Below are 22,397 nucleotides of genomic sequence, written 5' to 3'. Positions count from 1 at the left end.
CCGCTCCCCGCCACCATGACCATCCCCGCTTCTTTCATCCAGGAACTCATCGCGCGCGCCGACGTGGTGGAAATCGTCGGGCGCTACGTGCCGCTCAAGAAGGCCGGCGCCAATTTCATGGGGCTGTGCCCCTTCCATGGCGAGAAGTCGCCCTCGTTCTCGGTCAGCCCGACCAAGCAGTTCTATCACTGCTTCGGCTGCGGCGTGCACGGCAACGCCATCGGTTTCCTGATGGAACATGCGGGCATGGGCTTCGTCGAGGCGGTGCACGACCTGGCCGGCCAGTACGGCCTGCAGGTGCCCGAGGACGACGCCTCCCCCGAGGAGCGCGCCCGCGCCGCCAACCAGCGCCAGAAGCAGGCCACGCTGACCGACGTGCTCGAAAAAGCCGGCGAGGCCTACCGCAAGCACCTGCGACAGGCGCCCGGCGCCATCGAGTACCTCAAGGGCCGCGGCGTCTCGGGCGAGGTCGCCAAGCAGTTCGGCATCGGCTATGCGCCGCCGGGCTGGCGCACGCTGGCCGGCGTGTTCCCCGAGTACGACAACCCGCTGCTGGCCGAAAGCGGCCTGGTGATCGTGGGCGAGGACGGCGAGGACAAGCGCTACGACCGCTTCCGCGACCGCGTGATGTTCCCGATCCGCAACGTCAAGGGCGAGTGCATCGGCTTCGGCGGCCGGGTGCTGGGCGACGAGAAGCCCAAGTACCTCAACTCGCCCGAGACGCCGGTGTTCAGCAAGGGCCGCGAGCTCTACGGCCTGTACGAGGCCCGCGCCGCCTTCCGCGACCGCGGCTACGCGCTGGTCACCGAGGGTTACATGGACGTGGTGGCGCTGGCGCAGCTGGGCTTTCCCAATGCCGTCGCCACGCTGGGCACGGCCTGCACCACCGAGCATGTGCAGAAGCTGTTCCGCTTCACCGACTCGGTGGTCTTCAGCTTCGACGGCGACGCCGCGGGCCGGCGCGCGGCGCGCAAGGCGCTCGACGGCGCCCTGCCCTATGCCACCGACGTGCGCAGCGTCAAGTTCCTGTTCCTGCCGGCCGAGCACGACCCCGACAGCTTCATCCGCGAGCACGGCGCCGAGGCCTTCGCCCGCTTCGTGAGCGAGGCCACGCCGCTGAGCCGCTTCATGATCGAGGCCGCGCGCGAAGGCTGCGACCTGGGCAGCGCCGAAGGCCGCGCCCACATGACGGCCAACGCCCGCCCGCTCTGGAGCGCCATGCCCGACGGCGCCCTGAAGCGGCAGCTGCTGGGCGAGATCGCCGAGCTGGTGCAGCTGGGCGCCGCCGACATCGAGGCGCTGTGGTCCGCCGCGGCCCCGGCGCGCGGCGGGGCCCGCCGCGACGCGCCCCGCGAGGCCTCGCGCGACGCGCCGCCGGACTACCTCGACTTCCCGGAGGCTTCTTCCTCGGACTACCAGGGCTACCAGGCCCACCCGGGCCCGCAGGAGGGCGGCGGCCAGCGCTACGAGGACGACGGCACGCCGATCAGCGCGGGCTGGGGCAAGCGCAAGGACCGCGGCAGCTGGGGCGGCAAGGGCAAGGGCAAAGGCCAGGGCGGCGACTGGCGCAGCGCACGCGGCAGCTTCGGGTCCACCGAGGGCTCGGCGACCCGGCCGCGCCTGCGCCCGCCGGGCCGGGCCGACGTGGCGGCGCGGCTGCTGCTGTCGAACATGCACGAATGGGAAGCCCAGTCGCACGAGCTGCACGAGCTGCTGTGCGCACTGCCGGGCGAGCATGGCCAGCTGTTCACCTGGCTCGACGGCCAGATGCACGAGCATGGCGTCCAGCCCTGGGCCGCGCTGCGCGAAGGCCTGCGCGGCCAGCCTTTCGAGCCCATGGTCGAACGCCTGATGAGCGGGCCGGACGGCGGCCCCGTCGCCGATCCCGAGGGCGAGCAGGCGGCCGATGCCGCCAAGGAACTGCGCAACGTGCTCGACTTCATGCTCGACGACCTGCTCAAGGCCCGCCAGAGCGAGGCGATCGCCGCCGTGGGCAGCGATCCGCAGGCGCTGGAGCGCTACAAGGCGCTCGAGAAGCGGCGCCTGGAACTGCGCCATCGGCTCAAGCCTTCGGTGCCCGGCTAGACCCGGAAAACAGCGTGAACGGGCCCCGGCAGGGTAAACCACCCCTTGAAAAAGGGCTTGACGCTATAATGTAAGGCTTCGCCTCGCGGCGAATGGAAGCAAGAGCGACAGCAACACCTCCGGGCCGACCCCACGCGCAATGCACTTCCCATAGGGAAACGGGTCAATACACCGCAAGGATTGCATACCAAATGTTCGCCCTACATCTTGCTTCTTGAGGGGACTTCGGTTCGCTCGCACGACAGAGCCCTGCTCCCTCGTGTCGACGTGGCCCGCTTCCTCGTGACTTGTGTCCGTGCCCGCGCCGGGTCAGTGGCGCCTGTGATTCCGCTTGTTTCATTCTTGTCCTACGAGGTCGTATGCCCAGTTCAAAGAAGCCTGCCGTGTCCGTCGCCAAGAAACCCGCCGGGGCCAAACCGTTGAAAGCGGCAGCGTCGCCTGCACCTGCAAAGAAGAGTGCCTCCGCGTCCAAGGCGACTGCCGCAACGAAAGTGAAACCCGTGCCCACGAAAACGCCTCCTGCCGACCCGACCAAGACCGCCGCCGCCAAGGCCGCCGCCCCCGCCACCGCCAAGAAGGTCGGTCGCCCTCCCAAAGCCGCCGGCACCGCCACGGCTGCCACCGGCGCCAAGCGCGGCCGCAAGCCCAAGGCCGGCGCCGACGCCGGTGAGATCGAAGAGGACTTCTCCGACGTCGAAGCCGAGTTCGCCGAGGAAGAGACCACCACCGCCAGCACCGAGACGGCCACGGTCGAGAAGGTCAAGCCGCTGCGCATGAAGATCAGCAAGGCGAAGGAACGCGCCTTGATGAAGGAATTCGGCCTGGACGAGACCGTCCTGTCCGAAGAGGACATGGCCAAGCGCCGTTCGCGCCTCAAGACCCTGATCACGCTGGGCAAGACCCGCGGCTACCTGACGCAGGGCGAAATCTCCGACCACTTGCCCGACAAGCTGGTCGACGCCGAGACCATGGAAGTCGTGGTCACGATGCTCAACGACATGGGCGTGGCCGTCTACGAGCAGACGCCGGATGCCGAGACGCTGTTCCAGAACAACGTCGCGCCGACCGCCGCCACCGTCGAGGAAGCGGAAGAAGAAGCCGAAGCCGCGCTGTCCACCGTGGACAGCGAATTCGGCCGCACCACCGACCCGGTCCGCATGTACATGCGCGAAATGGGCACGGTCGAGCTGCTGACCCGCGAAGGCGAAATCGAGATCGCCAAGCGCATCGAAGGCGGCCTGATGGCCATGATGGAAGCGATCTCCGCATCGCCCGCGACCATCGCCGCGATCCTGGAAATGGCCGGCACCATCCGTGAAGGCAAGGTCGTGATCTCGACCATCGTCGACGGCTTCTCGAACCCCAACGAGGCCGACGACTACGTGGCCGAGGAAGACTTCGACGAATTCGACGAGGAAGACGACGACGACGGCAAGGGCGGCTCCAAGGCGCTGACCAAGAAGCTGGAAGAACTCAAGCGCGACGCGCTCGAGCGCTTCGACCGCATCGCCGCCATGTTCGAGAAGATCCACAAGATCTACGAGAAGGAAGGCTACGGCACGCCGGCCTACGACAAGGCGCAGCAGGCCATGTCCGACGAGCTGATGACCATCCGCTTCACGGCCAAGACCATCGAGAAGCTGTGCGACCTGGTGCGCACGCAGGTCGACGACGTGCGCAAGAAGGAACGCGAGCTGCGCCGCATCATCGTGGACAAGTGCGGCTTCCCGCAGGAAGACTTCATCCGCGACTTCAGCGGCTACGACAAGAACGGCAACCGCATCGCCTCCAACCTGCTGAACCAGAAGTGGGTCGAGAAGCAGGCCGCGGCCGGCAAGCCCTGGAGCACCGTGCTCGCGCGCAACATCCCGCCGGTGCAGGAACTGCAGCAGAAGCTCGCCGACATCCAGTCGAGCGTGGTGGTGCCGCTGACCCAGCTCAAGGACATCAACAAGCGCATGAACGACGGCGAACGCTCGTCGCGCGATGCCAAGAAGGAAATGATCGAGGCCAACCTGCGCCTCGTGATCTCCATCGCCAAGAAGTACACCAACCGCGGCCTGCAGTTCCTGGACCTGATCCAGGAGGGCAACATCGGCCTGATGAAGGCGGTCGACAAGTTCGAATACCGTCGCGGCTACAAGTTCTCGACCTACGCCACCTGGTGGATCCGCCAGGCCATCACGCGCTCGATCGCCGACCAGGCCCGCACCATCCGGATCCCGGTGCACATGATCGAGACGATCAACAAGATGAACCGCATCTCGCGCCAGCATCTGCAGGAATTCGGCTTCGAGCCCGACGCCGGCATCCTGGCCGCGAAGATGGAGATCCCGGAAGACAAGATCCGCAAGATCATGAAGATCGCCAAAGAGCCGATCTCCATGGAAACGCCGATCGGCGACGACGACGATTCGCACCTGGGCGACTTCATCGAGGACAGCAGCAACACGGCGCCCATCGAGGCCGCGATGCAGGCCGGCCTGCGCGACGTGGTCAAGGACATCCTCGACTCGCTGACGCCGCGCGAAGCCAAGGTGCTGCGCATGCGCTTCGGCATCGAGATGTCGACCGACCACACGCTGGAAGAAGTCGGCAAGCAGTTCGACGTGACGCGTGAACGCATCCGCCAGATCGAGGCCAAGGCGCTGCGCAAGCTCAAGCACCCCTCGCGTTCGGACAAGCTGCGTTCGTTCATCGACACGCTGTAAAGCCCCTAGGCGCACTTCCTGACGCAGTGGACGCGGAAGTGACGCAGAGATCGCAAAAAAGGAACCCCATACTGGCGGTTCCTTTTTTTGCTTCTGCCTCTTCCGCGCCTTCTGCGAAACCTTGGCGTCCCCTGCCTTCCGTACCCGTTTTCCATGAATCCTGACGCACAAACCCTCTGGAAAGCGCCCCGCTGGGCCCTGGCGGTGCTGCTGGCCGTGCTCGGCATGCTGGGCCCGTTCTCGATCGACACCTACATCCCGGCCTTCTCGGGCATCGCGCGCTCGATCGGCGCCACGCCGGTCGAGATGCAGCAGACGCTGTCGGCCTACCTGTTCGGCTTCGCCTTCATGAACCTGTTCCACGGCGCGCTGTCGGACAGCTTCGGCCGCCGGCCGGTGGTGCTCTGGGGGCTGGCGGTGTTCACCCTCGCCTCGCTGGGCTGCGCGCTGTCGCAGACCATCGGCCAGCTGGTGCTGTTCCGGGCGCTGCAGGGCCTGTCGACCGGCGCGGGCATCGTGGTCTCGCGCGCGGTGATCCGCGACATGTTCCCGCCGGCCGAGGCGCAGAAGGTGATGGCGCAGGTCACGATCTACTTCGGCGTGGCGCCGGCCATCGCGCCCATCGTGGGCGGCTTCCTGTTCGTGCACGCGGGCTGGCACAGCATCTTCTGGTTCCTGGTGGGCGTGGGCGTGGTGCTGTTCGTGGCCAACTGGAAACTGCTGCCCGAGACGCTGCACCCCACGCATCGCCAGCCCTTCCATGCGCGCCACCTGATGCGCGGCTACTGGGACCTGTGCTCCGACCCGCGCTTCCTGCTGCTCGCGCTCGCCAGCGGCGTGCCCTTCAACGGCATGTTCCTCTACGTGCTGTCGGCGCCGGCCTTCCTGGGCGACCACCTGCAGCTCGCGCCGACCCAGTTCTTCTGGTTCTTCCTGCTGACCATCGGCGGCATCATGGCCGGCGCCTGGGCCAGCGGCCGCATGGCGGGCAAGGTGCCGCCCAAGCGGCAGATCCGCGACGGCTTCGTGATCATGCTCGCGACCTCGCTGGTCAACGTGGCGGCCAACGCGCTGTTCGCGCCGCATCCGGCCTGGGCCATGTGGCCGATCGGCTTCTTCGCCTTCGGCTGGGCGCTGATGGTGCCGGTCGTGACCCTGCTGGTGCTCGACCTGCACCCCGAGCGCCGCGGCATGGCCTCGTCACTGCAGGCGGTGATCGGCTCGACCGCCAACGGCCTGGTGGCCGGCCTGATCGCGCCGCTGGTGATGCATTCGACGCTGGCCCTGGCCATCACCTCGATCCTGATGATGGGGATCGGGCTGGTGGCGTGGGTGTGGCTGCACAAGCGCTGGCCAGAAATCGGGCGCCAGGTGACTGAATATTAGCCCCCCGAAGGCTCGCGGCACTTCGTGTCCGCTTCGCCCTCCCCCCAGGGGGCGACACCAGCGGCCCGGCAAAGCCGGTTCCGCGGTAGCACTTGGCTCTCCCCCGAGGGCTCGCGCACTTCGTGTCGCTTCGCCTTCCCCCTTCCGGGGGCGACACCAGCGGCCCGGCAAAGCCGGTTCCGCGGTGTCCCTGGAAAAGACCGGACGTACTCAGGCGGCTGCTGATGCAGTCCGGCGCTTGGCGTCGTGGTACTGCCCCGTGCCGCGCACCAGCACGCGGTCGCTCGGCAGCACGTCGCCGGGCTGGTGTTCGGGTTGGCCGGCGATGCGTTCGTAGATCGGCGCGAAGTCGATCTTGGCGAGTTCGAGCAGCTGGGCCAGGCTGTCGATGACGAAGTAGCTTTCCTGGAAATCGTCGATGCGGTAGTTCGTCCGCATCACGCGTTCCAGGTCGAAGCCGATGCGGTTGGGCGAGGCGTCCTCGAGCGAGAAGACGCTCTCGGTGCGCGAGGACGCGATGCCCGCGCCGTAGATGCGCAGGCCGTCGCGCTGCTGGATCAGGCCGAACTCCACCGTGTACCAGTAGACCCGCGCCAGCTTGTCGAGCACGCCCAGCTCCTTCGCGCGGAGGCCGCCCTGGCCGTAGGCCTGGATGTAGTCGGCGATGGACGGGTTCATCAGCATCGGCACATGGCCGAACACGTCGTGGAAGACGTCGGGCTCTTCCAGGTAATCGAGCTCGTGCGGCTTGCGGATGAAGTTGCCCGACGGGAAGCGCCGGTTGGCCAGGTGCTCGAAGAACACCTCGTCGGGCACCAGGCCCGGCACGGCCACCACCTGCCAGCCGGTGCGCTGCATCAGCACCTCGCTGAGTTCCTCGAAGTCGGGAATGCGCTCGGCACCGATGGGCAGGTTCTTCATGCCCTCGACGAATTCGTCGCAGGCCCGGCCGGGCAGCAGCTTGGTCTGGCGCTCGAACAGCGTCTTCCACACCGCATGCTCGGCCGGCGTGTAGTTGCTCCAGCCCTGGTCGATGGTCCAGTCCGGACGCTCGGGCGGGGCCGCATCGCCGGCCGCGAGCCCGTGCTTGGTCCCTTCGGCGGCGAGCATGTTCAGGCCTCGGTGGTGTCGAGGACGCCGCGGCGGATCTGGTCGCGCTCCAGCGATTCGAACAGCGCCTTGAAGTTGCCCTCGCCGAAGCCTTCGCGGTAGTCGCCGCGGCGCTCGATGAACTCGAAGAACACCGGGCCGAAGGTCGGCGTGGAGAAGATCTGCAGCAGCAGGCGCGCATGGCCGCCTTCGGTGGTGCCGTCCATCAGGATGCCGCGCGCCTGCAGTTCCGCCACGTTCTGGCCGTGGCCCGGCAGGCGGCCGTCGAGCATCTCGTAGTAGATGTCGTTGGGCGCGGTGGCGGTCTGCACGCCGGCCAGCGCCAGCTTGTCGACCGCGTCCTGGAGGTTGTCGCAGATCAGCGCGATGTGCTGGATGCCTTCGCCGTTGAACTGCATCAGGAACTCCTCGATCTGGCCGCCGCCCTTCTTCGATTCCTCGTTGAGCGGGATGCGGATCATGCCGTCGGGCGCGGTCATGGCCTTCGAGGTCAGGCCGGTGTACTCGCCCGAGATGTCGAAGTAGCGGATTTCGCGGAAGTTGAACAGCTTCTCGTAGAAGTCGGCCCAGAAGGTCATGCGGCCGCGGTAGACGTTGTGCGTCAGGTGGTCGATGAGCTTCAAGCCGTGGCCGACCGGGTGGCGCTCCACGCCTTCGATGAATTCGAAGTCGATGTCGTAGATCGACTTGCCTTCCTCGAAGCGGTCGATCAGGTACAGCGGCGCGCCGCCGATGCCCTTGATGGCCGGCAGGCGCAGTTCCATCGGGCCGGTGGGGATCTCGATCGGCTGGGCACCGAGTTCGAGCGCGCGGTTGTAGGCCTTGTGGGCATCCTTCACGCGGAAGGCCATGCCGCAGGCCGACGGGCCGTGCTCGGCCGCGAAGTAGGCGGCCGCGCTCTTGGGCTCGCGGTTGACGATGAAGTTGATGTCGCCCTGGCGGTACAGCACCACGTCCTTCGAACGGTGCTTGGCCACGAGCGTGAAGCCCATCATCTCGAACACCGGTTCGAGCACGCCCGGCGTGGGCGATGCGAACTCGACGAATTCGAAGCCTTGCAGGCCCATGGGGTTGTCGTACAGGTCGGCCATCGTGTGTCTCCAGAAAATGCGGGTGGGGTTGCACTCGATGCTAGGCCCTCGCCACACACGATTCCTGCAACTTGGGGCCGCACCGAGGCAGGCAACGCAGGATTCCTGCAAAATATAGCGCATGAGCGCTCCAGTCGAACTCGACACCATCGATCTGCGCGTGCTTCGCGCGTTGCAGGCCAACGGCCGCGCCACCTACGACGAACTGGCGGCGCAGGTCAGCCTGTCCTCGTCCGCCACCTTGCGGCGGGTCAAGCGGCTGGAGGAATCGGGCGTGATCCAGGGCTATGTGGCGCTGCTGCGGCCCGAGCGCGTGGGCCTGCCGCTCACGGCCTACATCAACGTGCGGCTGGAAAAGCACACCGAGAGCCACAAGCGCAACCCGATGGACGCCTTCCGCGCCTCCATCCAGGGCTGGCCCGAGGTGATCGAGTGCGCCTCGCTCACCGGCGACATGGACTACCTGCTGCGCGTGGTGGTGGCCGACATGGCGCACTACTCGCGCTTCGTGATGGACACGCTGCTCAAGCACCCCAGCGTGCAGGACTGCAAGACCAGCTTCGTGCTCGACAAGGTCAAGACCACCACGGCTTTACCGATTTAGCCCCCGCGCAATGCGGGGGCCGCCCGATCAGAACTTCCCGAGCACGTTGAGGAAGAAGCCCTTGCTGCGGTAGCTCAGGTCGGTCAGGTCGTCGGAGTAGTCGGTGAAGTTGTAGCCCACGCCGACCTTGAAGTTCTCGTTGACGTGGTAATAGCCGGCCGTGAGCCAGCCGGTCTTGCGGTCCTGCAGTTCCTTGGCGCGCAGCGAGCGCAGTTCCAGCATCCAGTCCCAGTTGCGCACCAGCTTCCAGTCGACGCGGACCACGGCGAGTTCGGCCGTGCTCTTGAACCAGGGCGCCGAGTTGTCGCGGCTCGCGCGCAGGTCGCCGCGGCGCCAGGCGTATTTGCCGCCGATCGTCCAGCGCTGGTTGATGTCGTAGGTCGCATCGACCGCGAACACGTGGCTGCGCTGCTGGTAGTCGATGCCGGTGCTGTTGACCGTGCCCATGTTGCTGTCCAGGCCGGTGTTGACCACCTGCCCCGGCGACGAGAGGTCGTAGAGGAAGGTGTACTTGAACAGCAGGTTCAGCTTGTCGTTGAGCGCCGGGCGCAGGCCGTAGCCGATCATGGCCTCGGTGTACTTGGCGGCATTGAGCGCGCCGCTGCTGCTGTCGCTGTCGGCCCAGTTGAGCTTGCCGATCCAGCGCGCGTCCCGGTCCACCTTCCAGCTGAAGGAATTCTTCAGCAGCCAGCTGGTGCGCTCTTCCACCGCGCCCGCGTCCTTGCGGTACTCGATGCCGCCGCTGTACTTGACGGTCTCGCTCGAATAGCCGGCCGTGGTGGCCACGGCCTCGCGCTTCATCACGCCCAGGGTCTCGGCGCCGATCCAGCCGTTCTCGAAGTTCAGGCCGAAGGTCCAGCGCGTGTCGGGCGCGTACTGCACGCCGTAGGCATGGGTCAGGCCTGGCTGGGTGCCGGTGCTCTGGCGGTGCTCGGTGAACAGCGTGAGCCCGTCGCCGACGCGCGAGCGCGCGCCGGTCACGAGGTTGCCGCCGCGGCCGATCAGGTTCTCGTCGGTGCGGCCGGTGTCGGCCACATAGGTCATGTAGACGCTGGAGCGGTCGTCGTACTGGTAGTCGACGCCGGCCTTGCCGGCCGCGCCGCCGTCGCCGCCCGAGACCTCGGCGCGCAGCGCCAGCTTGTCGTTCACGCGGTACTTGCCGCCCAGGCCCAGGCGGTCGTTCTCCTGCCGCGTGCCGGTCGTGCGCAGGCTCTTCTGCGCGAAGCCGTAGAGGCTGTAGCGCTCGGCGCCGGTGTACTCGAGCTGCACCGCGGCATCGGTGCGCTCGCCGTGCACCGCCTGCGTGCTGGGCAGCGAAGGGCTGGTGATGACCGCGTCCCCACTCTTCTCGTCATGGCGCAGGCCCAGGCCCAGCTTCCACGCCGGCGCGAACTGCCAGCCGTACTGCACATCGAGCACGTCGCTGTTGTAGCCGTCGCGTTCGTCGCGGCGGTCGGCCTTCAGGCGCAGCTCGCCGGTCTCGCCGATCGGCACGTTGGCCGAGGCGCCCACCTGCGTGGTCTGGTTGCTCGCGTACTGGCCGGGCGCGGAGAAGCCCGCGTCGCGCGACTGGGTGTAGGCGCCGATGCGGCCGCCCGAGGCGATGCCGAAGTCGCGCAGGTCGCCCTGGCCTTCGAGGCGCCAGGCGTTGGCCCGGCCCGACGGCCCGTTGCCGAACTGCGTCGAGCTGAAGTTGAAGCCGCCGTCCAGCGAGTTGAGCTGGTGCGTGCCCGGGCCTTCGCTGCGCGCGACCTCGGCCTTGAGGTAGGTGCTCTCGGTCTTGCGCAGCGTGAGGTCGGCACCGGCCAGGCGCTGGTCGGCGCCGATCTGGTCCTGGCGTGCGGCGGTCACGCCCACGCCCACGTGGTCGTTGGCCCACCACGACACGCGCGCGCCCGTCGCCATGGTGTCGAGCGAACTCGTGAGCGGCGTGTACTCGTAGTCCACCACCAGGTAGACCGGCATGCCCGCGAAGCCGCCGGCGCGCACCAGCGAGCCGTCGTCGGCCAGGCTGGACAGCGGCGAGGACAGCAGCACACGGCCCTGCAGGTAGTCGATCTCGTAGTCGGAGGTCGGCACCAGCTGCGAGCGCTTGAGCACGAAGCCCGAGTCGCGGTCGCGGATCTCGATGCTCACGCGCTCGGCGCCGCGCGTGATGTCCTGGTTGCGCAGGTAGTAGAGCGAGCCGCCGGTGCCGCGGAATTCCTCGCGCGCCGCCAGCGTGCCAGGCTCGGCCGCATAGGCGTCGACCTTGAGCCGTGCCTCGCCGAAGGAGGTGGTCTCGTCGCCCAGGTAGCGGCCGTAGAAGCCGTAGAGGCCGCGGCTGATGCGGGTCAGTTCGGTGTCGCCGAAGTTGAGCTTGAAGTTGCCCCACATGGCCTGCGAGCGGCCGTCGTCCACGCGCAGGTAGAAGCGGCCCTGGGTCGGCGCGTCCTCGATCGAGGTCGAGTCGTCGCCGAAGGTGCTCCACGACTCGGTCGGGTCGAAGCGCCGGAACAGCGAGGTCGGGTCCTTGTGGTCGAGGTTGCGGAACATCTCGTCGAGCGGACGCTCCTCGGTGTCGAGGCTGGCGGTCAGTGTCCACCGGTCGTTGAGCTGGCCCTTGGCATAGCCCGCCAGGCGGCCTTCGCTCCAGCTGCCGCCGCCGTAGCGGTTGCGGTCGTTGGTCACCAGCGCGGCCGGGCCGCTGACGCTGTTCTTGCCGATCGTGAGGTCGGCCTGGCCGATGAAGAACCAGTCGCTGGTCGGCAGGTCGAAGTCGCGGCGGTAGATGCGCGCGGCGCCCTGCGCGTCGACCACGGCGATCTCGCCGGTCTGCACGCGGCGCGGCACCAGCTGCTGGAACACGAAGCGGCCGTTGTCGTCCACCGGCACCGCGAAGCCCAGTGCGCGCACCGTCTCGCCCGGGCGGATCGACGCGCCGCTGGCGGTCACCGTGCCGGCCTGCAGCGGGATGTTGGCGATCGCGAGGTTGCTCTTGCCGTAGGCCTGCAGCAGCTCGCGCTCGGGCTCGGGCGTCTTGAGGTCGGGCACGTGGCGCTCGGCCACCGACAGCGACAGGTCGTCGGTCTCGTCGAAGCGGCCCTGGCGGTCGTAGACGCGCAGGCGGTAGTAGATCTTGCCGCCACCGGCGTCGGCGTGGCGTTCGAGCAGGCCGGCGGGCACGGTCCACTCGCCGCGCATCTCGGCGTCGAGCGGCACGGTGGCCAGCGGACGGCGCTGCATCACGTCGTTGGCGGTGAACAGGCGCAGCTCGGCCTTGGCGGTGAACAGGCGGTAGTTGCTGTAGCCGGCGAAGCGCACGGTGTCGCCGGCCACCACGGTGGCGGGCCATGCGGCGGCGCTCAGGCGGCGCGGTGCCGACAGGTTGTCGTACTGCAGGCGCAGCTGGTTGCGCTCGAGCTGCACGTCGACGCAGCGCTGGCGGTCGGCGCTGGTGGCGGCGATGCCGTCGGCGCCCAGCAGCTGGCCGTCGACCGTGATGCGCAGCGGCGCCTCGTCGGTGCCGAAGGCGGTCAGCGTGCCGCAGGCCGTGGGGTCGGTGGCGGGCGTGCCGGGGCGCACGATGGCCGGCGTCACCTCGGTCCAGTAGACGCGCACCTCGACGCGCCGGTTCGCGGCCCAGTTGGCCGGGTCCTGCGCCGGCGTGGCCAGCGGCTCGCGCTCGCCGCGCGAGGCGGCACTGGCCGCGCCCGCGGGCAGGCCCAGCTGCTGCGTCAGGTAGCGGCCCACCTGCTCGGCGCGCGCCAGGCCCAGGGCCTGGTTGTCGACGAAGCGCGGCTGCAGCTGCGGGCTGATGCGCTGCACGTCGGTGTGGCCGACGATCTCGAAGCGCAGGCCGGTGCGGCCCTTCACCTGCGCCACGATCTGGTCGAGGCGCTCGCGGTCGTCGGGCCGCAGCAGGTCGGCGCCGGAGGCGAAGCGCGGCGTGCTGCTGTCGCTGCGCGGCACCTGCTGCGCGGCGATGGTGCTGGCGGGCGTGCCGCCCACGCGCTCGCGCGGGTCACCCAGCACGAAGACCGCCTTCGGCAGTTCGCGCTCGGCGCTGCGCGGAATAACGTCGGTGCCGGAGATCTCCACCGCGCGCGGGTCGGCCGCGCTGCGGTCGAGCATGCGGCCGCGCACTTCGGCGCTGCCGTGGCGGCTGTCTGATCCCGGGGTCTGGGCCGCGGCCCAGCCCATGGCGAAGCAGGCACTGGTGACGGCGCTCGCCAGGGCGATGCGCTTCGGAAGCTTTCTCATGGAGGCTCGCTGGGTCGAAATCGGTTGCGGGGTGTCGTTCATGGCGGTGGGGGCTCCGGGCCTCATGGCGTCACGGAGGCGGGCACCAGCTCGACCTCGATGTCCAGGTTGAAGAGAGGCGCGTCACCCTTGTCGACGCGCGCGCGGCCGAGTTGCTTCCAGCGCGCCAGCAGCTCGGCCTTGAGCGCCGCGGTCCGGGCCTCGCCCAGCGACGCCGGCTCGCCGGCCGCGGCGCGGTAGGCCAGGCGCAGCACCGAGGGCTTCTCGGCCAGCGCGGTCACGGTCTGCGCGATCTGCGCCGCGTGCTCGGCGCGCAGCGCGGTGCCGCCGGCGTCGAAGGCGTTCGACTGCAGGGCCAGACGCACCACGCGGTGCACGGTGGCGCCGAAGTTGACCTTCAGCACCTTGCCGCGCGTGGCGCGTTCGGCCGCCGGGTTCTCGCTGGTGGTGCGGTAGCCCGAGGGCAGCGTGCGTTCGTCCACCTTGAGCACCAGGTTGCTGCCGGTGCCTTCCTTCGGGATCGCGGCGCAGGCGATGTGGTAGCGGCCTTCGGCATCGGTGGTCACCAGCACGCCGTTGACGGTCGCGACGCGCACGTTGGCCAGGCCCGGCTCGCCCTGGTCCTGGTAGCCGTTGGCGTTCTTGTCGTCGTACACGGTGCCGATCACGTCGGTGCAGTCGAAGAGCGCATCGGGGATCACGCGCACCGCCGCCGTGGCGAGGTTCGACAGCACGCGGCCGCCCACGCCCTGGTTGACGATCACCTGGTTGACGTACTCGCCCTCGCCCACGCCCACCCCCACGCCGGCGACCATCACGTATTCCTTGGTCTCGTTGCCGGCGAAGTTCTGGCCGGGCACGATCAGCTGGCGGCCGTTGACCTGCGGCACCACCGGCAGCGCCACGCCACCGGGCAGCGTGCGCACCGAGAGCGAGCCCTGCACGTAGCGGAAGCCCGGCGGCAGCGTGTCGACCACCGCCAGGTTGCTCAGCGGCACACCGCGCGTGTTGCGCGCCGTGATGCGGTAGGGCAGCAGCTCGCCCTTCTTGACCGTCAGCTTCGAGGTGGTCTTGCGCAGCTCGATCAGGGTCGAGTTGGCCGGGTCCAGCGGGATGTTGTTGGCCACCACGCGCTGTCCGCCGCCCGCGGGCATCTGGAAGCTCAGGTAGTAGCCCGCACCCGCGACCAGCGCACCGCCCGGGCTCATCACGCAGGGGTTGGTCTGCGCCGGCACCGGGCCGTTGGCCGGCGCCGAGCAGTTCTGCGTGCCGAAGGTGCCGGCCGCGGCCGGGAAGATCGACGACGGCAGGTAGGCGCCCGGCGGCGTGATCGCCAGCCGGTACTCGCCTGCCGGCGCGCCCGGCAGCAGGAAGAAGTCGTAGCCGCCGGCCACGCCGGTGGTGTAGCTGTCGCGGCCGTCCAGCAGATGCTGGGCCGGGTCGAAGCCGGGCGGGCCGACCAGGGTCACGACCGCGCCGGGCACGGGCGTGGCGCTGATGCTGTCGTAGACCACGCCACCCGGGTCGTAGGGCAGGTCCTGCTGGACGATGTTGGCGCCCGGCGTCACGCGCACCTTGATCGAGTAGCGCGGGTCGCTGGCCGGCGGCGTCGGGTAGGCACCGCCCGCGCCGTTCTGCGCCGGGTCGGTGGGCCAGGTGCCGCCGACGATGCGGCCGTCGGGCGTGCGGAAGCGCACGCGGTACTCGCCCGGCGTGAGGTCGCCGAAGCGGTAGCTGCCGTCGGCGCCGGTGACCACGCTGTACTGCGGCACCAGCGCGTTCTCGGCGCAGGCGTTGCCGCCGTCGGCGCAGCGCATCAGCTCGACGGTCCAGCCTTCGCCGCCGCCCTCGCCGCCGTCCTTCGTGCGGTTGTGGTTGGCGTCGAACCAGACCTTGCCCGAGAGCGCCGCGGGCTGGTTGCTGCGCTCGCTGAAGTCGTAGCCCGTGCCGTCGACGGCCGGGGTGTTGAACTTCACCACGATCACGTTCGGGCCCTGCGCCGTGCCGCCCAGCGTGCCGGGCTTGGCGATGCCTTCGTCGTAGCCCGCGGGCTGCGTCTCGGTCAGCGTGTAGCCGTTGCCGTCGGGCATCGGCAGGTTGGGCAAGGTGTACTTGCCGTTGGCGTCGGTGACGGCGGTGCGCGTCACCGGGTTGCCGGCCGCGTCGGTGCCGGTCAGCGTGATCGTCACGCCGGCGATCGGCAGGTCCTGCGGGTCGCGCGTGCCGTTGCCGTTCGCGTCGTTGTAGACCGCGCCGGCCAGCGAGGCGCCGCGTTCGCCGAAGTTGTAGTCGTCGCCGTTGCCGCCCGCATAGGCGATGGCGCCGATCACGTCGTTGCCCAGCGTGCCGCTGCGCACGCCCTCGAGCGTGCCGACCGCGTCCAGGCCGTCGGCGTAGGTCACGGGTTGCGTCTCGCGGATGGTGTAGCCCGCCGCGTCGGCCGGCAGCAGGCCGGTGAAGACGTAGCGGCCGGTGGCGTCGGTGACGACGGTGGCGTTCACCGCCAGTCCGCTCGCGGAGCGGCCGGTGAGCGTCAGCGTCACGTTCGGGATGCCGGGCTCGCCAGGCTGGCGCACGCCGTCGTTGTTGCCGTCGACGTAGACCCAGCCGGCGATCTGGCCGCCGAGCTCGCCGAAGTCGTAGCCGATGCCCACCTCCTCCGAGGCCAGCACGATGTCGCCGATGCGGTCGTTCACGCCGCCGGGGTTGGCGGTGCCGCGCGGCACGCCGCCCACGGTGCCGACGCTCTCCCTGCCGTCGGCCATGCCGGCGGGTTGGGTCTCGTCGATGCGGTAGGTGCCGGGCAGCAGGGTCTTGGTGCTGTAGAGGCCGTCGACGTCGGTCGTCAGCGTCTGCGTCACGGTGTTGCCGAGGAAGTCGGTGCCGGTGACGGTGACGGTCACGCCCGCGATGCCGGGCTCGCCCGTATCGCGCACGCCGTTGGCCGGCGCCACGTCGGCATAGACATGGCCCGACAGGCTGGCCGGCTTGACGGCCGAGAAGTTGTTGCCGGTGGAGCCCGCGCCGTTCGCGCCCAGCACGATGTTCTGGATCACGTTCGAGGTCGAGCCGCGCGGGCCGGAGGTGGTGCCGTTGCCGGTGGCCGGCACGCTGCCCGGCGCGCTGTTCGTGCCGCTGACGGTGCCGGCGCGCGTGAGGCCCGGCTCGTAGCCCGCGGGGCGCGTCTCGGTCAGCGTGTAGCTGCCCGGTGCGAGGTTGGGGAAGCTGTAGTCGCCGTTGGGCGCGGTGGTGGTCGTGCGCGAGACCGCATTGCCGTTGGCGTCGGTGCCGCTCAGCGTGACGGTCACGCCGCCCAGGCCGGGCTCGGTGCCGGTCTGCACGCCGTCGCCGTCGCGGTCGTAGTAGACCCGGCCGCTGATGCCGCCCGGCACCAGTTCGCCGAAGTAGTAGGGGCCTTGCGACAGCGGCGGTGCCGTGCCCGAGACCGTCACGCCGGTGATCACGTCGCCGCCGGGCTGCGCCGTGCCGGGGTTGCCGTTGGCGTTGGCCTTGCCCGGCGCGTAGTTGGCGGGCTGGGTCTCGGTGATGGTGTAGCCGGTGCCGTTCGAGGGCGGCACGTTGCGGAACTCGTAGCCGCCCGGCGTGCCGGTGGGCACGGCCAGCAGGTTCACCGGGTTGCCCGCGGCGTCGGTGCCGGTCAGGCGCACGATCACGTTGGGGATGCCGTTCTCGCCGGCCTGCGGCACGCCGTCGTTGTTGTCGTCGACGAAGACCTGCACCGGGATGCGGGTCAGCAGTTCGCCGAAGTCGTAGCCGGTGGCGGCCACGCCCGAGCCCAGCGCGATGGCCGTGATCTGGTCGCTGGTCGCGGTGCTGCCGCCCGCGCTGCCCGCGGTGTCGGGGCCGTCGGCGAAGTTCGCGGGCTGCGTCTCGGCCAGCGCATAGCGGCCCGGCTGCAGGTCGGGGAAGCTGTAGTTGCCGGTGCCGGCCGCCGTGGTGAGGGCGATCGGCGTGATCGCGTTGCCGAACATGTCGGTGCCGCTCAGCGTCACCGTCACGTTGCCGATGCCCGGGTCGCCCGCGCTCGACGCGCCGCTGTAGTCGGCGTCGTGGTAGACCCGGCCCGCGATGGATGCGGGGCGCACCTCGCCGAAGTTGTTGCCGCTGGAGGAGGCGCCCGCGCCCAGCACGATGTTCTGCACCGTGTTGGCGTTGGAGCCGTTGGGCCCGCTGGTGACGCCCGCGCCGGTGGTCGGCACGATGCCGGCGTTGCCGGTGCCGGTGACGGCGCCGGCGCGCGTGATGCCCGGCTGGTAGGCCGCGGGCTGGGTCTCGGTCACGGTGTAGGTGCCGGGCGGGACGGTGAAGGACCAGTTGCCGCTGGCGTCGGTCACGACCGTCATCGGCGGCACGGCGTTGCCTTGGGCGTCGGTGCCGGTGAGCGTGAGGGTCACGCCCGCGATGCCGGGCTCGCCCGCGTCGGGTTGGCCGCTGCCGTTCAGGTCCTCGTAGACCCGGCCGCTCAGCGTGCTGTTCTGCACCGTCACCTGGCCCGCGTTGTGGTTGTTGCCCGCCATCGGATCGCTGCCGCCGTTGGTGTCGCCCGAACCGGTGGTGACGATGGTCGCGGTGTTGGTGAAGACCGCGTTCTGCGCCGGCAGGTTGCTCGGCGTGAAGCGCACCGGGATGCGGACCGTGGCCGTGCCGCCGTTGGGCATCGAGGCGATCGGGCAGACCACGCTGTTGCCGCCGACGGTCGCGACGCAGCTCGGCGCGGCCGGCGTGAAGCTGCCGCCGGTCACGGTGAACACCGGCGCCGCGGCGATCTGCATGCCGCCGGGCAGCGTGTCGCGGAAGGTGGTGTCTTCGGCCGCCTGCGGCCCGTTGTTGCGCACCTGCACCAGCCAGTCGAAGACCTGGGTGCCGGCCACGGTCGTGAGCGGTGTCGTGGTGCCGCTGGCGACGGCCTGCTTGCCCACCACCTCGACGTCGGCGCGGAAGCGGAAGGTGGTGTTCTCGCCGATGGCGTTGTTGCCGGGCTGGGCGTCGTACTGATCCAGCGAAGCGTCCGCGAACGAGGCCTTGACGTTGTTCGTGAAGATGCCCTTGCCGACGCCCTTGAGCACCACCGTGAACTGCAGCGTGCTGAGCTCGCCGGTGTTCCCGCTGCCGCTGCCGCCGAGCACGGGCACGTTGAACACGACCTGCCCGCCGGGCTGGCCGACGGTCACGCCGCTGAGGTCGATGGTGGTGCCGGGCGGTGCATTGGCCGGAATGGCGGCAGAGACGAAGGTGGGCGCCGCCTGGCCGGGGATCGTGCCGACGGTCGGCAGGGTGTCGACCAGCCGCACGTTCTCGGCGGTCGAGGGACGGTTGTTCGACAGCGTGATGGTGTAGCGCACTTCCTCGTCCGACATCGCCGGGTCGACCGAGTCGGTCTTGGCCACCACCAGGTCGTAGTCGGGCGCGGTGACGTTCGCCGGCGCCGAACTGCTGTTGTTGTTGTTGACGTTCTCCGGCGTCTTCGTGGAGACCACCACGTTGTTGGTGACGGTGCTGCCGTTCAACACCGCCAGCGGACGCATCTCGACCCGGACTGTCTGCTGCGCACCGCGGGCGATGCTGGTCCAGCTGCAGGTCAGCTTGTTGTTCGCTGACGGACCGACCGGCTGCGTGGTGTTCGGCTGCACGGCACATGTGCCGCCACCGCTCGGCGTGGCCGAGATGAACATCAGGTTGGGCGGCAAGGTGTCGTCGATCTGCACGTCGTAGGCCGTGCTGTAGCTCAGGTCGGCGAAGGTGCGGTTCTTCGCGGTGATCACGTAGGTCAGCAGCTGCCCGACCTTGACCGGCGTGGGGTTGGCGCTCTTGTCCACGGTCACGTCGACCAGCGCCGTGTAGTAGGCGGTCGCGTCGGCCTTGTTGTTGGCGAGGTTGGGGTCGGCCGGCGTGGCCGCCAACGCGTTCGCCGTGTTGGCGATCGAGAAGTCGTGGCTGGTGGCCGACGTGCCGTTGCCGTAGTGGCGCACATCCACCGCGATCACCGGGCACAGGGGCAATGCACTCGGTGCCTCGGTGCTCGCGCGGCAGACCGGCAGCGTCGTGATGTTGCAGTCCTGCAGCGGGGCATCGCCGCCGGCCGCGCCGGGCGTGCCGACGCTGCAGCTGCCGCCGAAAGTGGCGCCGTTGGGCGTCTGCAGCACCGTGCTGGCGCTGGACCCCACCACGCTCCGGAAGGTGTCGGTGACCGCCACGTCCCGGGCCACCGACTGGCCGCGGTTCACGATTTCGATCTCCCACTTCACCGGCTGGCCGGCCACCTGCCGGTTGCCAGCGGTACTGCCGATGCCGACCACGCGCTTGAGCACGAGCACGTCGGCCTGTGTCGCCGACTCGTCGATGCCGGTGCCGATCGTGGTGCAGTCGTTGCCGGTCTGGGTGTCGGGATCGGTGCCGTTGCCCAGAGCGACGTTGACGCAGGCCTGGTTGCTGATCGGGCCATTCGCCGGCAATGTCGGGACGATGGACGGGATGTTCACGGTGCCGCCCGACGCATTCACGGGGAGATCGGCGCTCAGCGTGCGTTCGCACGACACCAGGGCCGGGCCGTTCACCGGGTAGGCGGCGGGCACGCCTCCGTTCACCGTGCAGACGTAGCCGGTGCCCGAGGGCCGGGCGGTGATCTGCACGCCGGCCGGCACGTTGTCCACCAGCGTGATCCTGCTGCCGCTCAGCAGGCGGGTGCCACCGAGGTTCATGGAGCTCAGCACGTAGTTGAACGCCGTGTTCAGCGGCACGTTCAACTGGCCCGTGGACAGGCTCTTGCCGACGCGGAAGTCGGTGTCGGACAGCGCCACGTTGGCCGCGGCCGTGCCGGTCTTCGAATCCGCCAGCGGGCCGCCGGAGCGCACCGTCGCGCTGTTGGTGATCGGTGCGCCGGGCGTCATCGCGGTCACCGGCACGACGATGTTGCCGAGCGCGACGTTGGAGCCACCGGCGCCGCCGATGTCGACGCGCGTGCAGGTCACGGTCTGGCCGTCGACCCTGCAGGTCCAGCCGGCGGGCGCGGCGATGGGCGGTTCGATCCGGAAGTTCGCCGGGATCTCGTCGGTGACCGTCACGCCGACCGGTGGGCTGCCGCTGAACGACGGCGACAGCGTGAAGTTGAAGCGCTGGCCGGTCAGGATCTGGCCGCCGTCGTGGCTCTTGGCCATCGCCAGCGCACTGCCCGCGCTCACCGTGGTGTTGGCGGTGGCGGCGTTGTTGCTCGAGACGCCGTCACCGACGCTGCCGGTCGGCGTCACGCTCGCCTGGTGGGTGATCGTCGAGCCCGTGGCGGCGCTGACCGTGCCATTGACCGTGAAACTCTGGCTCGCCCCCAGCGCCAAGGCGCCGGCCGTACAGCTCAGCGTGTTCGCGGCGATGGCGCAGCCCGCGGGCGCTTGCGTCACGCTGAAGCCCGGCGGCAGCGGATAGGTCAGCGCCGAACCCGAGCTCGCATCCGGGCCGTTGTTGGTGAGCCTGAACACCACCGACTGCGTGCTGCCGCTGCCGGCCGTGCTCGGCGCGGTCATGACGAGCGCGATGTCCGCGCCCTGGTTCACCGTGATGGTCTTGGGCACCGGCGGGTTGCTGCCCTGGGGCGTGGCCACCACGGTGAGCGTGCCCTGGGCCCGCGTCTGCAGCAGCACCTCGAACACCCGGGTCTGGCCGCCGGCCAGCGTGATGCCGCTGCAGCTGACCGTGCCCGGCCCCGCGTCGCCCACCGCCACGCTGGACGTGCAGCTGCCCACGGGCACGGCGCCCGTGCCCCGGTAGACGGTGTTGGCCGGGATCGTGAAGGTGAACGAGGTGCCCGGCGCGCCGACCGCGTTGCCGTTGTCGTCCGAGACGCCGATCGCCGTGCTCACGGTGCCCCCCGCCGGGACGATCTCCGGCGTGGGCACCACGCTGGAGATCTGGGTGGCGGCCTGCGCGGCGCCGGCCATCAGCAGCGACGAGGCGGCGAGAAGGACGAAGCGCCTGGCGGCTTGCGCGGCGGTGGCGAGGCCCGTGAGGGAACAGACTCTCGAAATACTCAGGATGGTCATTGCGTGCGGTCGGTCATGAGTGACGCCGCCCGGATGCCGCGCATGGCGCGCGGCGTCCGTCGTGGGCGGCAGTGCTCCGAAAAACCTCCTTGCGCGATCAAGCGCGTTGCGGGGGAGGCTTTCGACGGCCGCGATTGTTCTTGTGCATCCCGGTTACATTCAAACCGAGTTATTGACACTTATTGACAATTTGTGACGATCCGGAATACTTTGGAATTCGTCAAATGCAAACTGCCCGCGCAATTGCAGATCAATTCCATCCAAAACCGGAAATACCACACACTTTTAAATGCGAAATGCGCAGCACGGCATGGCACCCGACGGTTTCGGGCGCCTGTTCTTTGCCGACGGACGGAGGGAAAGGTTTTCTACTTGGCCAGCACGTAGCCGGTGCCGCGCACCGAATACAGCGGCAGGCGCATGCCCAGCTTGCGGGCCTTGCGGCGGACCCGGCTGGCGATGGCGTCGACGCGATGGCCGTCGAAATCGAACACGTCGCCGCCCAGCGCCAGGATCAGTTCGTCGCGGCTCACGGTCTGGCCGCGGCGGCGGAACAGGCAGCCCATGAAGGCCCGTTCGCTGGTCGTGAGCTTCATCTCCAGCCCGTTGGGATCGGCGACGATCCACTCGCCTTCCAGCAGCCGCCAGGTGCCGGCGCGCACCTCGGCGGGCGCGGGCGGCGCGCTCGCCGCCACCGGCGCCGGCGCCGCCGCGGGGGGCAGGCGTCGCCCCAGCGCGTTCAGGGTCTCGGCCAGTTCGTCGATGTGCACCGGCTTCACCAGGTAGGCGTCGGCGCCGCTGCGCAGGCCCAGCAGCCGCTCGTCGAGCTGGCCGCGCGCCGTGACCAGCACCACGCCCACGCCGCCCGCGGCGCGCAGATGGGACACGACCGACAGCCCGCTTTCACCCGGCAGGCCGATATCGATCACTGCCACATCGCAGGGCGCGATCGCAAAAGCCTTGTAGAACTCGGGCGCCGTCGGAAAGCCGGCGGTCTGAAAACCCAGCGCAGCCAGGCTAAAGAGCATTTCTTCGCGAAGATCGTCATCGTCTTCCAGAACATGAACACGCAAGCGCCGAGGTGTGGTGATAATTTTCATCATTCTTAATAAATTGT

The 22,397-nt window shown here is 69.2% G+C and carries 9 protein-coding genes; 4 read left to right on the top strand and 5 right to left on the bottom strand.

The features are described 5' to 3' along the window. The first annotated feature begins 15 nt into the window (after positions 1-15). From dnaG to QTI20_RS15690, 3 genes are all read left to right on the top strand, one after another. Complete coding sequence (gene dnaG / locus QTI20_RS15700; protein ID WP_286552232.1) at positions 16-2,085, top strand: DNA primase; 2,070 nt, start codon at positions 16-18, stop codon at positions 2,083-2,085. A 359-nt stretch (positions 2,086-2,444) separates the two neighbouring features. Then, a complete protein-coding gene (rpoD, locus tag QTI20_RS15695; RefSeq protein WP_286552230.1) occupies positions 2,445-4,796 on the top strand; it encodes an RNA polymerase sigma factor RpoD in 2,352 nt (783 codons plus the stop codon). Between the two features lie 153 nt (positions 4,797-4,949). Then, positions 4,950-6,182: a multidrug effflux MFS transporter gene (locus tag QTI20_RS15690; protein WP_286552228.1), complete on the top strand. Its 1,233-nt coding sequence runs from the start codon at positions 4,950-4,952 to the stop codon at positions 6,180-6,182. A 210-nt stretch (positions 6,183-6,392) separates the two neighbouring features. On the opposite strand, the gene phhA is transcribed toward QTI20_RS15690, so the two are convergent. Both phhA and hppD read right to left on the bottom strand, forming a co-directional pair. Further along, a complete protein-coding gene (gene phhA, locus QTI20_RS15685) occupies positions 6,393-7,292 on the bottom strand; it encodes a phenylalanine 4-monooxygenase (protein ID WP_286552225.1) in 900 nt (299 codons plus the stop codon). A 2-nt stretch (positions 7,293-7,294) separates the two neighbouring features. Beyond that, complete coding sequence (gene hppD / locus QTI20_RS15680; protein ID WP_286552224.1) at positions 7,295-8,383, bottom strand: 4-hydroxyphenylpyruvate dioxygenase; 1,089 nt, start codon at positions 8,381-8,383, stop codon at positions 7,295-7,297. A 121-nt stretch (positions 8,384-8,504) separates the two neighbouring features. Between hppD and QTI20_RS15675 the strand changes: the two genes are divergently transcribed. Continuing rightward, positions 8,505-8,987 (top strand): Lrp/AsnC family transcriptional regulator, encoded by a 483-nt coding sequence (locus tag QTI20_RS15675; RefSeq protein ID WP_183023974.1) that lies wholly within the window; start codon positions 8,505-8,507, stop codon positions 8,985-8,987. Between the two features lie 27 nt (positions 8,988-9,014). Here QTI20_RS15675 and QTI20_RS15670 read toward each other — a convergent pair whose 3' ends face one another. The 3 genes from QTI20_RS15670 to QTI20_RS15660 form a co-directional block, all read right to left on the bottom strand. Then, on the bottom strand, positions 9,015-13,229 hold the full coding sequence (locus QTI20_RS15670) for an OmpA family protein (protein WP_286552221.1): 4,215 nt from the start codon (positions 13,227-13,229) through the stop codon (positions 9,015-9,017). Positions 13,230-13,291: 62 nt separating this feature from the next. Beyond that, on the bottom strand, positions 13,292-21,280 hold the full coding sequence (locus QTI20_RS15665) for an SdrD B-like domain-containing protein (RefSeq protein WP_286552219.1): 7,989 nt from the start codon (positions 21,278-21,280) through the stop codon (positions 13,292-13,294). A 368-nt stretch (positions 21,281-21,648) separates the two neighbouring features. Next, the gene (locus QTI20_RS15660) at positions 21,649-22,380 is read right to left on the bottom strand and encodes a response regulator transcription factor (protein WP_286553436.1); all 732 of its coding nucleotides are present in this window, start codon (positions 22,378-22,380) and stop codon (positions 21,649-21,651) included. Positions 22,381-22,397: the final 17 nt, after the last annotated feature.

Origin of the sequence: Variovorax sp. J2P1-31 (assembly GCF_030317215.1) — a bacterium.
Lineage (GTDB): Bacteria > Pseudomonadota > Gammaproteobacteria > Burkholderiales > Burkholderiaceae_C > Variovorax.
This window is presented reverse-complemented; position numbering and strand designations above follow the sequence as displayed.